The following is a 14,643-nucleotide window of genomic DNA, read 5'->3' on the forward strand; positions in this document are numbered from 1 at the left end:
CGCCACTAGGACGGGCCTTGCTGAAACCGAACTGCTGATGTCAGTTCTTGGCGCGCTCGACGTACGAGTTGTCCTCGGTCGCGATCACCACACGTGTTCCGGCATCGATATGCGGCGGAACCATCGTACGGATACCATTGGAGAGGATCGCGGGCTTGTAGGACGAGGATGCCGTCTGACCCTTAACGACAGGTTCTGTCTCGACGATTTCCAGCGTTACGTGACGCGGCAGCTCGATCGCCAGCGGAACGCCCTCGTGGATGGAAAGCACGCAGGTCATGCCTTCCTGGAGATAGGCCTTCTGGTCCCCCATCGTTTCCACGTCAACGACCACCTGATCGTAGCTTTCGGGGTTCATGAAGTGGAAGCCTTCACCGTCTTCGTAGAGGAACTGGAAATTGAGGTCCTCGACAAAGGCGCGTTCGACCTGTTCGGTCGTGCGCCAGCGTTCGGACACCTTGACGCCATCGACGATGCGACGCATGTCGACCTGGGTCACAGGCGTACCCTTGCCTGGATGAAAGTTCTGGGCGGTGAGAACGACGTAAAGCTTGCCCTCGACTTCGAGAACATTGCCCTTGCGGACCGACGAGGCGATGACCTTGACCATTGGAATTCCTTGTATATGTGCAAAAGCCGTCGTAAAGGACGACCCACCGCCCCAGACGTCTGAGATTTTCATGGGCGCACCTAACCTAAATTTGTCGAAATAGCCAGCCCCGAAGCTGTTTGCGCCCGGAGAGCCGTCGCCATGAACTCAGCCCAGCCCGCTTCGCCCTGGTGGTCACCTGAGGTTCACGCCGACCGACGCCCGTTCCTTCTCGGCAGAAATGCGATTAAGGCTGAATTTCGCGCCTATTTCGCCAGGAGGGATTTTATCGAGGTCGAGACGGCAGCGCTTCAGATATCTCCGGGCAACGAAGCGCATCTGCACGGCTTTGCCACCAAACTGATATGCAACGACGCGTTACCACATGCTCTCTATCTGCACACCTCTCCGGAATTTGCCTGCAAGAAGCTTCTCGCCGCCGGCGAAACGCGCATCTCGTGCTTTGCTCAGGTTTACCGCAATCGCGAACGCGGCCCACTGCATCATCCAGAATTCACGATGCTGGAGTGGTATCGCACGAGGGAGGGCTACGATCGCCTGATGAAAGATTGCGCCGAGCTGTTGGGACTCGCCGCCGAAACCGCTGGCGCCAAGACCTTCGTTTTTCGTGGGAAGTCGATCGATCCGTTCGCCGAGCCCGAACGCGTTGCTGTCGCCGAGGCATTCGAGCGTTTCGCCGGCATCGACCTGCTGTCATCCATCAACAGGGACGGCTCGACGGACCGGGATCGGCTGGCCGATGATCTACTGCGCGCCGGCATACGTCTGGCGGACGACGATAGCTGGGCGGATCTCTTCAGCCGTGTCATGGTGGAGAAGATAGAGCCGCGTCTGGGACAAGGTCGCGCCACGATCCTCGATGAATATCCTGTAAGCGAAGCAGCGCTGGCGCGGCCGTCGTCGGCCGACACGCGTGTTGCGGAACGCTTCGAGCTCTATGCGTGCGGCGTCGAACTGGCCAACGCGTTTGGCGAGCTTACAAACCCCGATGAACAAAGGCGTCGATTCAAGGTCGAGATGGCCGAGAAACTGCGTATCTACGGCGAAAGCTATCCCATAGACGAGGATTTGCTGACGGCACTGTCGCTGATGCCGGAAACATCCGGCATTGCACTGGGCTTCGACCGGCTGGTGATGCTGGCGACAGGCGCCCGCCGTATCGACGAGGTCATATGGACGCCGGTTGCGGAGATCGGCGTTTGAGACGTGATCTTAAATCGGTGGAAGATCTGGTTTTTGCGGGCTTGGTGCATGCCGAACGCAGCGAGGTGTTGCAGGCCGTTGCACGACGTTATGCGATCGGAATAACGGCAACCGTGGCCTCGCAGATCAATGGCGATGATCCCTCCGATCCGATCGCTGCTCAATATATACCATCGGATCTCGAGCTTCGGGAGATGCCTGACGAGTTGACCGATCCCATCGGCGATCATGCCCATAGCCCGGTTCCGGGAATCGTCCATCGCTATCCGGATCGCGTTCTGCTGAAGATAGTCGGCGTTTGCCCGGTCTACTGCCGCTTCTGCTTCAGGCGCGAAATGGTCGGGCCACAGGGCGATGGAAATCTGTCAGGGCACGAACTCGCTGACGCCATCGCCTATATCGCGGAAACACCGGAAATCTGGGAAGTCATCCTGACCGGCGGCGATCCGCTGATCCTTTCGCCCCGACGGCTGAAGGAAGTTGCTGTCGCGCTGTCCGGGATAGCGCATGTCAAAATCCTTCGAATTCACACCCGCGTGCCGGTGGTCGATCCCGACCGCATTACGCTGGAACTGATCGAAGCCCTCAAGGCGTCCGGAAAGACGATCTATGTCGCGCTTCATGCCAATCATCCGCGCGAGATGACGTCCGACGCCATGACCGCTCTTGCTCGGCTAGCGGATGCCGGCATTGTGCTGGTGAGCCAGTCTGTGCTTCTGAAAGGCGTGAACGACAATGCCGAGATACTGGCGGACCTCATGCGAGCCTTCGTCGCAGCGAGGGTCAAACCCTACTATCTGCATCATCCAGATCTTGCGCCGGGTACGAGCCATTTTCGCCTGAGCATCGCCGAAGGCCAGGCGATCATGCGTTCGCTGCGCAGTCAGCTATCCGGGCTATGTCTGCCGTCCTATATTCTCGATCTGCCTGGAGGGCACGGCAAAGTTGCTCTCGGCGAAGATAACGTGCTCAGGCAAGAGGATGGGACCTATCGCATCCTCGATCGTGCCGGAACTGAACACCGTTACCGTGACTCATAAGCTGAAGTGGGTCTCACTACTCTGGCCGCGCCAGCCTTGCCACGGGAGGTCATGCTTATTTAACTAAGCCATTTAGCTCAATCTTATGTTTTCCGGACTACCTATCGAAGAAATTCGAATGAAGAAGTTGGGATGGAAACCATGAACGACACAATTCGTACCCTGCTCGCCAAGCTCGGTGGTTTACCAGTTTCGGTCGATACACTCAGCGACGAGAGCGACCTTTACGTCGCTGGCCTTTCGTCTTTCGCATCGGTTCAATTGATGCTGGGTCTTGAGGACGCATTCGACATCGAGTTTCCGGATCACCTGCTGAACCGCAAGTCATTCCAGAGCGTCGCCGCGATAGAAGCCGCAGTGAAATCGATCCTGGATGCCAGAAAGGTCGCGTGATGGACCTTTCCGCCGAAGCCCTCGATAAATCGTTGAAAGCACGCGTCACGCGCGTCGCGACCAAAGCCGCGGCCTATGCGGACGAGGTCGACAGGGTCGGCCGCTTCCCACGCGAGGCGGTTGACGCGATGAAAGCGGAGCGTCTGCTCTCGCTTATGATTCCGAAGAAATTTGGTGGCGAAGGTTTGTCCTATTCCGAAATCGCCGAAGTCTGCACCTTGCTCGGGCAAGCCTGTGCGGCGAGCGCGATGATCTTCGCCATGCACCAGATCAAGGTATCGAGCCTTGTCGAGCACGGCGAAGACGCGGCATGGCACGAAGACTTCATGCGTCGCGTTGCCGCCGCGCAGCTTCTGCTGGGCTCGGCGACGACCGAGGGCGGCATCGGCGGCAATCTCCGCAACTCGATATGCGCGATAGAGGTTAAGGATGGTATCTGTCGGCTGGAGAAGGACGCGACGGTAATCTCCTATGCGCGGGAATCCGACGCGATCCTGATCACATCGCGCAGCCATAAGGACGCGGCGTCTTCGGACCAGGTTATGACCGTTTTCCTGAAGGACCAGTACACGCTCGAACAGACTCATGTTTGGGATACGCTCGGAATGCGCGGAACCTGTTCCGACGGTTTCCTATTTCGCGGCGAAGCACCAGCGGAGCAGATCCTGCCGCACCCGTTCGCCGAAATTGCAGCGCAATCGATGCTGGCCGCATCTCACCTTCTCTGGAGCGCTCTCTGGTACGGCATCGCCGTCGATGCCTTCATGCGGTCGCAGAACTTTCTCCGGGCCGCGGCCCGCAAGGCGCCGGGCACACAGCCGCCCGGCCTCGTTCAACTCGCGGAAATATCCGCCGAACTACAAACGATACGGTCTACCATTCTGACCGGGCTTTCGACCTTCGAGGACGCGCGTAAAAATCCGGATCGTCTGTCGTCTATGGGTTTTGCCGTCGCGATGAACAACATAAAGATTGCCGCGTCGGAAAAGATCCTGACCGTCATCAATCAGGCGATGCGCATTTGCGGCATCATGGGCTACAAGAACGGCACACCCTACAGTCTTGGCCGCCATCTGCGAGATGCACATTCTGCGGAGTTGATGATCTCCAACGATCGCATTCTCGCAAACACGTCACAAATGCTCCTGGTACATAAACAGGATACGAGCTTGCTGGGGTAAGACCATGGATATGCAACGGACGTTTCTCGACCGCCTGTTCGAATCGGGCCTTCTCATCGACACCGGCGTCGAAGGGCTCTATGGCAGGAGCGGCCAGTTCGAAGATGTCATCTCCGCTTTCGAGCGCCTGATCGACCGTTTCGGTGGCGCGGACGGCGCCGAAGCGATCCGCTTTCCGCCCGGCATGAACCGCGCTTACTTCGAAAAGAGCGGTTACATGAAGAGCTTCCCTCAGCTTGCCGGTACTGTTCACAGCTTCTGTGGCTGCGAACTGGACCATGTAAGCCTGCTGAAATGTATGGAAGAAGGCGGAGACTGGACGGGCGAGCAGAAGGCGACCGACATCGTGTTGACGCCGGCAGCCTGCTACCCGCTCTATCCCACGGTCGCCAAACGCGGAGCCCTTCCGGCAAACGGCGGACTCTATGATCTCCAATCCTACTGCTTCCGGCACGAGCCATCGAACGACCCGGCCCGTCAGCAGCTGTTCCGTATGCGCGAACACGTCCGCATGGGCACACAGGCAGACGTCACCGAGTTCCGCCAGCTCTGGATGGAGCGCGGCGTGAAGATGATGGCGGAAGTCGGGCTGGAAGTAACGATTGACATCGCCAACGACCCGTTCTTCGGCCGCGCCGGAAAGATGCTCGCCAACAATCAGCGGGATCAGAATCTGAAGTTTGAATTGCTGATACCGATCACCTCAACGACCAATCCGACAGCCTGCATGAGCTTCAACTATCATCAGGACGCCTTTGGACTGAAATGGGGGCTGACCTTCGAAGACGGCTCGACGGCTCACACCGCGTGCGTCGGCTTCGGCCTCGAGCGAATTGCTCTGGCGCTCTTTCACCATCACGGTCTCGACGTGAATGATTGGCCGGAAAAAGTGCGTTCCGCGCTCTGGACCTGAGCGATGTCGTCAGTATTCGGCGATCTCGACCCCGCTGCCCACCAGCCGCATGCGCTTCACGCGGCTGACCGGATGTGGCCGGAGACCAACTGCTATGTAGACCTCTGGATTGAGGTGCTGGCCGCCCATGGCGTCGCCCCACAGGCAATGCTCGGCTTTGCGCTGACGCAGGACTTTGAGGGCGACCAGATGACATTTTTCAAGGTCCCGCTCGAGGACCTCGAGGCGCTTTACGACATCCGCGTCACCGAACTTGCGATCTTCGACCGGGTGGAGTCGCATGTCGTGGAGCAGATCGGCCGGGGACGCCTCTGCTTGGTCGAGATGGACAGCTATTTCATGCCTGACACACGCGGCGTCGGTTATCGACAGGAGCATGGCAAGACAACGGTGGCGATCAACAGGCTGGACCTTGCGTCTCAGTCAATGGATTATTTCCACAATGGCGGCTTCTTCCGTGTCGAGAGGGAGGATTTCGTAGGCTTGTTTCAAACGGACGGCCCCGCCGACGGCCTGCCGTTCCTGCCATACACCGAATTCGCCAAGTTTCCTGCCGCGCCGGTATCGGCCGAGCGACAACATTCTACAGCAGAACGCTTGCTGGCGCACCACTACACCCGGCGCCCGGAGAACAATCCTCTCGCTTCCTTCGCCAAGGTATTTCCGGCACAGGTTGAAGCGTTGGCAGAACGGCCTTTCGGCTTCTTTCACAAGTACGCATTCAATACGTTGCGCCAGTTCGGTGCCAACTTTGAGCTGCTCTCAAGCCACCTGCTGTGGCTTGACGCTTCGCGCTTCGACGGTGAGGCACAGGAAGCGCTGACGATCTCCGAGATCGCGAAGTCGACCCAGTTCCAGCTTGCTCGCGCCGTGACACGGAAGAAGTTCGAGCCATTGGCAACGGTTCTGGATCCGGCGGCCGAGGCGTGGGAAAGATTGATGAGGGGGTTGGGCGCAAAGATCGCCTGAGGGACGCAATGGGGGGTAGAACAATCCAGCTCGGAGCCGACGAGCGGCCGCTTGAAGGTGGCTGGGAATTGCTCGTGACCGAAGGGGGTCGCTATCAGCGACCGTCAGACATACCGCGATCGGCAATCCGCCTGGCGGCTCTGGTCCCCGGCACCGTCGCCGGCGCTCTCTCTGCGTCCGGGCTTTACGACGTCGAAAAACCTGAAAATCTTCTGGAAAAAGATGCTTGGTATTTCCGTTCTCTGGGTGGAGAAGCGCCCGGACCTGCCACTCTTCGTTTCGAGGGATTGGCGACGGTCGCGGAAATCTATTTGAACGGCGAATTGGTGCTGACATCGACGAGCATGTTCGAGTGCCACGAGCTGGCCATTCGACTGACCGATCGCGACGAACTGGTTCTGTGCTTTCGCGCTCTTGCTCCGCATCCGGAACGCCGTGGCCCGAGAGCCCGCTGGCGCCCGCAGCTGTTTGACAGCCAGGGCCTCAGATCGGTGAGGACCACGCTGCTCGGCCACATGCCGGGCTGGTGTCCATCCGTTCATGCGGTCGGCCCTTGGCGACCGATCAGTCTCGTGCGATCCGGGCACAACGTCGTGTCGAATTTACGCCTCACGGCGATACTCACCGACGACTGCGATGGCCACCTGTCGGCCTCTTTCCAACTTGCGACAGCAGCCTCATCGATCAGGCTGACCTGCAACGGCCATTCCTCGGTTCTCTCGAGCAACGACGGAACTCACTTCTCCGGCTGTCTCGTCATTCCCGACATCGAGCCGTGGTGGCCGCACACTCACGGCCGACCGGCTCTCTATGATGTGCAGTTGACAATCGATGGCCAAACCCACGGCCTTGGGCTCGTCGGATTTCGAACCGTCGCCGTGGAGCATGGTTCCGACGGCCGCGATTTCCGGCTTGTCGTAAACGGAGAACGGATCTTTTGCCGGGGAGCGGTATGGACGACCGCCGACCTGCTGAACCTGTCGGGCTCGGCTGAAACCTACGCCCCCTGGCTCATGCAGGCTGCGGAAGCCGGTATGAACATGATCCGCATCGGCGGTACGATGACATATGAGAGCGCCGATTTCTTTCGGCTGTGCGACAGGCTGGGAATCCTCGTCTGGCAGGACTTCATGTTCGCCAACTTCGACTATCCCGTTGGAGAGGAAGGCTTCGCTGACCAGATCCGCCGCGAGATCGAAACCCTTCTGTTGCCGATCCAGGGATCGCCCTCGCTGGCGGTGCTGTGTGGCGGCAGCGAGGTCTACCAGCAGGCAGCCATGCTCGGGCTTCCCGAACCAACATGGCGCGGCGCATTTTTCACTGAGACCCTGGCATTTGCTGCGAGCGACTTCCGGCCCGACGTCGTGTATGTCGAGAATTCCCCAAGCGGCGGCGCAATGCCGTTCTCGCCCAATCATGGCGTGACGCACTATTATGGCGTCGGTGCCTATTGCCGGCCACTCGAAGATGCCCGCCGGGCCGAAGTCCGATTTGCGGCGGAGTGCCTGGCATTATCACAGGTGCCACAGCAGGCCACGCTGGACGAACATCTCGCCGTGCCTGCGGTCCACGATCCACTCTGGAAATCCCGCATACCCCGCGACCGGAACGCATCGTGGGACTTCGAGGATGTCCGCGACCACTACCTCCAACTGCTTTATGGCTTCGACCCCACACGTCTCCGCCGCGAGGATCAGGCGCGCTATCTCGATCTCTCGCGCGCGGTCACTGCGGAGGTTGTCACCGAGACCTTCGCGGAGTGGCGCCGTCCGGGCTCCTCCTGCAATGGTGCCCTGATCTGGACGTACCAGGATATCCTTCCAGGCGCCGGCTGGGGTATCATCGACTCCACCGGCGAGCCAAAGCCTGTCTGGTATGCACTGAAGCGTGCCTTCCGGCCTCTGCAGCTTGTCGTCTCCGACGAGGGCACCAATGGTCTCTACGTGCACGCCCTCAACGAAAGCAGCCGCACGATGAATGTGATCATCAGGCTTACCTGCCTCCGCGACGGGCGTCAGAAGGTCGTATCGGGCGAAAGCAGCACTGCCCTCGCACCGCGATCCACATATTCGATCGCTGCAACCGACATGTTTGGGGCGTTCTTCGACACGACCTACGCATTCCGGTTCGGTCCTGTTCCGCATCACGTAACGGTGGCAACGATGCACGACGCCGAAACCGGCGAGATGCTTTCCGAGGCGTTCCACTTCCCGCAAGGACGGGGAACGGCGTTCTTCGATCCCGAGATATCGATCAGCCTGCGGAAGGATGACGTCTGGACAATGACAATTGAGGCGGATCGCTTCGCGCAATCCGTCAACGTCAATGCGCACGGCTTCTCCGTGTCTGACGATTGGTTTCATATGGGACCGGGAAAAAGGACGATCCGCCTGACGCCGCGACCGGGAACATCGTCCGACCTGCTGCCGACCGGGACCTTCACAACCCTTGGGTCGCGTCGAGTATGGCGCTTCTAGCGCTTGCCGAGAGCGGCCCGATAGACCCCGGCATATTTTGCCGCCACGCCATCCCATGAGTACATCGCGGCCTCCGCCTTCAGGGTTGCCCGCACCTCGTCGGGGGCAACCGAAAGTCTCTCGAAGGTCGCGCCGATACGTGACGCCGCATCTTCAGGCTGGGAAAAGTCGGCCAGTGTGATGTCGGGGTGCTTGTCCGAAAACGACCGATAGGCCGCGTTGGGGTGAAGCACCGGAAGAAGTCCGGCAGCCATCGCCTCGACCGCCACCAGACCGAACCCCTCATAGTCCGAGGCGGACACAAAGATGGAAGCGCGGGCAAGAAGCTCTCGTATGCGTTCGTTTTCGGGCGACAGATGGACGGCAATATGATCGGTGAGCCCGCGGCTTGCGATCAGAGCATTTATGTCTTCCGGCGAAAGATCAGAGGGACTTCCGATAATATCGAGGCGCCAGTCATCGTTCATCGCCACCAGCGATCTCATCGTATCGAGCAGCCTGTCCAGTCGCTTATTAACGGAGAAACGACCGATCGTGGCCAGCCGTCGTGCCGGTTGATCAGGCCTCCCGACCGCAAACTTCTGGATATCCACGCCGTTTTCCACCAGCATGCTTCTTCGCGGAGCGATCTTTCTGAACAAATCAAGATCGGACTGGCTGCAGCATACGAGCGACTGATAGGCGAAGGCGGACATTCGGGTCACGGTCCGAAACCACAGTTCCTTGATCGTCCGGTACTTCGGCGTGTGGAAGAACCCGCCGTGCGTCGTCGCAACCATCGGCTTCCCGTGAAACGGCCGGCTCCACGCGAGCGCATCGAAAAAGAAGTCGACTGCATGTACATGTATCAGGTCTGCATCGCCAATCTCGCCGACAATCGATGGCGCAACCGGATAGCGGCGACTGCCGTACCACGGGATGCGAACCACCTCTACTCCATCCAGGATTTCTCGCGGTGGCAGCGTCCGGTCTGGATCGGAGAAAAGTCGGTCGCATGTCACCACCCGGGTCCTGAACCCTTGGGCCGGTAGTGACGCGGCAAGATTGGCAACGACATCCTCCAATCCGCCACGGGCCGGAGCGTACTGTCGGACAACCTGCACGACCAGAGGCAGACCGGGATCTTGTGTCGATGCAGACAACGGATTCCTCCGAACGTTCTCGCGCGCTCCGGTGACGAAGGGCGGTGAGCCTTACGTGTACTCAACTATCTCTTAAGATGGTGTGAGATTGCCAAAGCGGTTTACATCCTCCTTCCTTCAGAAGTCGTTAACCATGTTTTGCCACTGTTGACGATAAACGGACCCCTCCGTTTTGAGCCGTTTTCTCGGCCCAACTGAAATGAATGCCGCGCAGGCGGTCCTGGCGAGACTATGGACATCGACATCGTACAGCTACCGGGCATCCTGAGGCGCCGCTGGAGTTACATCGCTATTTTGGCGGGCGTTGGATTTCTGTTCGCCCTGCTCTACGCGCTGCAAATCACCCCCCTCTATTCCTCATCGACGCAACTCATCATCGACACGCGCGACCTGACGGTCGACAATACGAATGGCGCATCGGCCGCGACATCATCGCAGCAGGAGCTGTCAAACCTCGACACCCAGCTTTATGTCGTGGTGTCGAGAGCCGTGCTCGACCGGGTCGTCAACGATCTCGACCTGACAGCGGACGATTTCCTGCTTCCCCCGGCGAGCCGACAAAAACTATCGGCCGAGGAGGCGCTGGCAGCGGCGTCTGGCGCATTGAAACAGCATCTCACGGCCGAACGGGCTGGCCAGTCCCAGGTTATCGTCGTGACAGCCCAGCACCCTGTCGCGGAGAAGGCCGCCAGGATCGCGAATTCGGTCGCTGACAATTATCTGAAGCAGATTGAGGAGACACGCGCTGACGCCGCTCGGCGTGCGAGTTCCGCCTTCCAGGTGCAGGCGGATGAACTGCGTGATCGCGTCCTGAAGGCAGAAGCAGCCGTCGAACGATTCAAGGCGGAGAACGATCTCGCGAGCACCGGAGAAGGCCGGTTGGTGATCGACCAGCAACTGGCAGGCCTCAACGAACAGCTCATCACCGCGCGCGGCCTCGAGGAACAGCAGCTCACCATATACGAACAGGCAAAGCGTCTGACGATGGAGGGTATCAAATCCGGCGGAATTCCGGAGGCTCTCCAATCCCAGACCATCGAGGTCTTGCGCGATCGCTATGTCCAGTTGCTCGATCGCCAGACCCAACTTGAAGCCAATCTAGGCGCCAATCATCCGCAACTGCGCGCGATCCGCTCGCAGGTCGCCAACATGCAGAGAGCGATCGAACTTGAACTGGCGCGGCTTCGGCAATCCATGGAAAGCAGCTACCAGCGGGCGGCCGCAAACACGCAGGCTCTGCAGCGGCGACTTGAGAACCTGACGAAAAGCAGTTTCGACTCCGGGAACTCGCAGATCCGGCTGCGCCAGCTGGAGAGCGAAGCCGAAACCGTCCAGGCACTCTACAAGTCCTTCCTCAACAGGGCTGAGTCACTGGGCCAGCAGCAGAGCCTTAAGACCAACAATTCGAGGGTGATCACCGTCGCGACGCCCGGAGCGGGCACGTCCAGGCTCGTGCTTTTGATTATTGTGGTCGCGGGGCTCACGTTCGGAATCATCCTCGGCTCCGTTGTTGCGGTCGCTCATGAAATCGTGGTGCGCACTTTCGCGGACAGCGAAGACGGGGCGGAAGAAGAGGATATCCCCATCCTGGCGCAGCTTCCCGATCACAGACCCCCATCGCAAAACGGCTTATGGTCACGAATGGTGTCGTCTCGAAGACAGACGGAGGCGGATCGTGCAGCCGAGTGGAATAAGAAGATAACCGTGCTGGCACGCCAGCTGGCGGACGAGGTCGGGGAAGAACCGTCACCGACGCTGGTGTTCGTTTCGAAAGACAAGCCAAGGGGCGCAGCGGCTGATGTCGTCCCCGATCTTGTCCAGGCACTCGTCGATCTGGGCTATGACGTCCGCTATGCTGCCGGCAGCTGGGAGCGTGCCGAAACGCGGCACAGGGCGGGGCGCCCTAGCTTGGTCAATGCTATCGGCAGGGATCAAATCAATATGGGAAGAGATCCTGATCAATTGAAATATCAGTACTTTTCAAGTGGCACCCAGGGCCGTCGGGTGGCTGGCCGACCGAGCGTCTCCCGCTATATCGGTGCGCCTTCAGAGGGGCCCTTCTTCACGATTGTGAATGCCTGCGGAACCGACGCCATGGCGGGACTGGACGCTCTTTTGCCGATAGCGAGCGCGGCCATAGTCGTCCAGGAAGACCATACGGACATCACGTCTGTCCTCGACCGTCTCGACGGTTGGCACGACATAATCATGGGACGTATCGTCGTCGAGAACGGGGACTAACTCGGTGGCGGCGACCAAAATGGAAACTGTAAACGGAAGATTGGGCGTCGCATGGAAGGGTCGACGCCAATTGTCTAACCCGGATCATGTTTCATATACATCACAAACAACCGCGCCCGCCTATGTGTCTCCCCTGGCGGTAATGGCGGTAATGGGCTCGCTGACGCTCAACCTCTTCCTCTGTTTCGTAAACACGCGGGTCTTCGGGATCGGCCAAAGCCATCTGATGCTGGCCGAAATGGCAGTGGTGGGTACCGCCCTCGTAGCGGCCATGAGCAGGCAGATCGGACTGTATGTGGTTGCTGCTCTCTTCTGCAGCTATATCGTCTTTCTATCGGCTCTGAGGCAGGAGAATGACCTGAAGGTGATGCGCGATGTATTGATCGCAATTGCCTTCTATTTCATGGGCATCCGTTCGGCCAATCTGAAACTTGCAGACCGGCTTGTCGCCGCGAGCGCGGTTCTCGTGCTGCTCGTGGGCTTCATTGAGTATTTCGCGACGGACGTCTATCTCCAGTATTTCAACATCCTCGGCTATTACATTGCCCGCGGGACCATCAAGGTTGAAGAAGCGTTCGGGGCCACGACCGGGCTTTTCGGCAGCGGGATGCGCCCCGAGGCGCGAACATTGTTGCCCTTTCTCGGCGAACACCGGGTCTCCTCCGTCTTTCTTGAACCGGTGTCGGCCGGAAACTACGGTGCGCTGATCTATTGCTGGGCTCTGACGCGCGCCGGCATGAGGTGGCGACGCTTTGTGTTCATCGCGGCTCTTGCGGTGATCATCATGGCTGACGCCCGGTTCGGCTTTTTCACCTGTATCCTGGTCACGTTGCTGTTGCCATTCTTTCGGATCATTCCCAAACTGGTCTGGTTCGTGGCACCGTTTCTTCTCCTCGCCGCCCTGGCATCCTACGGGATTATCAGTCAGACGGACGGTGGTGCCAATGACATAGCCGGGCGCTTCAATGTGACGGCACACCTGCTGGCCCAACTGTCCCCCTCCGTCGTTTTCGGATGGCAGACAACGGATCAGTTTACGGCGGACTCCGGCTTCGCCTATACCTTGACGCAGTTCGGAATTGTCGGGTTCTTCATGCTGTGGGGCGCAGCGGTTTATGCCCCCGCCAGGACAGCGGGCGGCTGGCGGTTTCACGCAGCGGTGCTTGTCTATCTGTTGCTTCTGATGCTGATCAGTAATTCGTTCTACTCGATCAAGACCGCCGGCTTGATGTGGTTCCTCGTCGGCGTGATGGACAAGGTCGATCTCGCTGCACTGGGGCAGCGACCTAAAGCAGCCAAGGGCACCTACGGTGAGAGCTCCTTACCTGGAACTAATGCTCCAGCGCCGTACAGGTCTTTCCGGAGGAATCGGAAAGGAATGGCTGAAGCGCCGAAAGTTGGGGCCGGTCGCCTTTCCCGGTCGGCTGGATATTGAGCGGTTCGCTTTCCGGCCACCAGTCACCTGCAACCCAATAAGCCCACCCGACCCAGACATCGTCGGCGGTCTCGACGACCGCGGTGGCCTCCTCCAGCCCCGTGCGGCAGGAGGCGTCGGTCGGAACCCCAAATTCTCCGAGATAGCCGCGCTTGCCGTTCTCCCGAAGCCAGGTCGTAAAGGTCTGCAAGGCAGCGATGGCGTCGTCCGCTCGGCTGCAATTGCCCTTTGTTCCGGAAAAGTCGTCGTCGAAGTACTGATGAACCTCATAGGCAAAATTGTCAGCCGGATCGACGACACCGAGCATGACCGTTGCGTGGTTCCCGCCGTCTTCATCCCGTTGCCACGCGTGTGCGCCGGTCCAATGCGTACCCGGAACCAAGACCAGATTATTCGCATCGACGGCGCGAATGGCTGCGATCGCAGCGTTTGTCGCTGACAACCATTGGTGTGTCGGAATGTCGAATGGCTCGTTCATCAAACCGAAAGAGATGTCGTTGGCGTTGGCGAAACGCTCCGCCAGTCGCCCCCAAAAGTCCGCAAAGGCTGCATCAGGCAGGTCTGGCGAGCCGACCACTTTATCGCGGTATCGGGCGTAATTGTGCGGATCGAGAACGACGCTCATTCCGAACTGTCGGGCGAGCACAACCGTTTCCTCGATGAGGCGCAAATGATCGGGATCGAGCTCCTTGAACAGCTCTGGCTGCAGTCGCTCCCACCGGAACGGGAGCCGGATCGAGGTAAAACCCTTTTCGGCGAAATAGGCGACCGTGTCCTCCGACGGATAGACGTAGTCCTGGAAAACGTTGCCGCCGTCTCCTCCGAACTCGGCCCCGGAAAGGTTTATTCCCCGAAGACAGCTTGGGCCACTGGCGTTTGCTGGCGTCTGGCCTGCGAGGCCAAGCACGAGGAGCCCGGAAGCCAAAATCCTGTTGACCGCGTTGCCGTCTCTTCCGATCATGACCGCCCTGTCCTGTTTCCGGAAGACTAGATACCGGGCTATCACCGGTCAATGCTGCGTCGCCTTTATGGTTGACGG

Annotated in this window: 12 protein-coding genes; 9 read left to right on the forward strand and 3 right to left on the reverse strand. The window is 59.2% G+C overall.

The window, feature by feature from the left end; all coding sequences use genetic code 11:
- Positions 1-40: 40 nt before the first annotated feature.
- Positions 41-610 carry an elongation factor P gene (efp, locus tag J5J09_RS00060; protein ID WP_208547693.1) on the reverse strand — a complete coding sequence of 190 codons (570 nt, stop codon included), beginning with the start codon at positions 608-610 and terminating at the stop codon, positions 41-43.
- Between the two features lie 141 nt (positions 611-751).
- Between efp and epmA the strand changes: the two genes are divergently transcribed.
- The 7 genes from epmA (at position 752) to J5J09_RS00095 (ending at position 8,786) form a co-directional block, all read left to right on the forward strand.
- Positions 752-1,813: an EF-P lysine aminoacylase EpmA gene (epmA, locus tag J5J09_RS00065; RefSeq protein WP_208547694.1), complete on the forward strand. Its 1,062-nt coding sequence runs from the start codon at positions 752-754 to the stop codon at positions 1,811-1,813.
- The gene (locus tag J5J09_RS00070; RefSeq protein WP_246745756.1) at positions 1,810-2,853 is read left to right on the forward strand and encodes a lysine-2,3-aminomutase-like protein; all 1,044 of its coding nucleotides are present in this window, start codon (positions 1,810-1,812) and stop codon (positions 2,851-2,853) included. Before epmA ends, J5J09_RS00070 begins: the two co-directional genes overlap by 4 nt.
- Before the next feature lie 141 nt (positions 2,854-2,994).
- Positions 2,995-3,246: an acyl carrier protein gene (locus J5J09_RS00075; RefSeq protein WP_208547696.1), complete on the forward strand. Its 252-nt coding sequence runs from the start codon at positions 2,995-2,997 to the stop codon at positions 3,244-3,246.
- Complete coding sequence (locus J5J09_RS00080; RefSeq protein ID WP_208552923.1) at positions 3,246-4,427, forward strand: acyl-CoA dehydrogenase family protein; 1,182 nt, start codon at positions 3,246-3,248, stop codon at positions 4,425-4,427. The genes J5J09_RS00075 and J5J09_RS00080 overlap by 1 nt, the downstream gene beginning before the upstream one ends.
- Before the next feature lie 4 nt (positions 4,428-4,431).
- On the forward strand, positions 4,432-5,340 hold the full coding sequence (locus tag J5J09_RS00085; protein ID WP_208547697.1) for an amino acid--[acyl-carrier-protein] ligase: 909 nt from the start codon (positions 4,432-4,434) through the stop codon (positions 5,338-5,340).
- A 3-nt stretch (positions 5,341-5,343) separates the two neighbouring features.
- Positions 5,344-6,309, forward strand: a complete 966-nt coding sequence (locus J5J09_RS00090; protein ID WP_208547698.1) for a DUF1839 family protein — start codon at positions 5,344-5,346, stop codon at positions 6,307-6,309.
- An 8-nt stretch (positions 6,310-6,317) separates the two neighbouring features.
- Positions 6,318-8,786, forward strand: a complete 2,469-nt coding sequence (locus tag J5J09_RS00095) for a glycoside hydrolase family 2 protein (protein WP_208547699.1) — start codon at positions 6,318-6,320, stop codon at positions 8,784-8,786.
- Here the strand turns inward: J5J09_RS00095 and J5J09_RS00100 are convergent.
- Complete coding sequence (locus tag J5J09_RS00100) at positions 8,783-9,928, reverse strand: glycosyltransferase family 4 protein (RefSeq protein WP_208547700.1); 1,146 nt, start codon at positions 9,926-9,928, stop codon at positions 8,783-8,785. The genes J5J09_RS00095 and J5J09_RS00100 overlap by 4 nt on opposite strands.
- A gap of 231 nt (positions 9,929-10,159) precedes the next feature.
- On the opposite strand from J5J09_RS00100, the gene J5J09_RS00105 reads away from it, so the two are divergent.
- Positions 10,160-12,169, forward strand: coding sequence for a GumC family protein (locus J5J09_RS00105; protein ID WP_208547701.1), 2,010 nt, complete (start codon positions 10,160-10,162; stop codon positions 12,167-12,169).
- A gap of 4 nt (positions 12,170-12,173) precedes the next feature.
- The gene (locus J5J09_RS00110; protein WP_208547702.1) at positions 12,174-13,604 is read left to right on the forward strand and encodes a surface polysaccharide polymerase; all 1,431 of its coding nucleotides are present in this window, start codon (positions 12,174-12,176) and stop codon (positions 13,602-13,604) included.
- Here the strand turns inward: J5J09_RS00110 and J5J09_RS00115 are convergent.
- Positions 13,501-14,565, reverse strand: coding sequence for a glycoside hydrolase family 5 protein (locus tag J5J09_RS00115; protein WP_208547703.1), 1,065 nt, complete (start codon positions 14,563-14,565; stop codon positions 13,501-13,503). The genes J5J09_RS00110 and J5J09_RS00115 overlap by 104 nt on opposite strands.
- Positions 14,566-14,643 lie beyond the last annotated feature (78 nt).

The sequence above is a fragment of the Ciceribacter sp. L1K22 genome (assembly GCF_017599385.1).
Lineage (GTDB): Bacteria > Pseudomonadota > Alphaproteobacteria > Rhizobiales > Rhizobiaceae > Allorhizobium.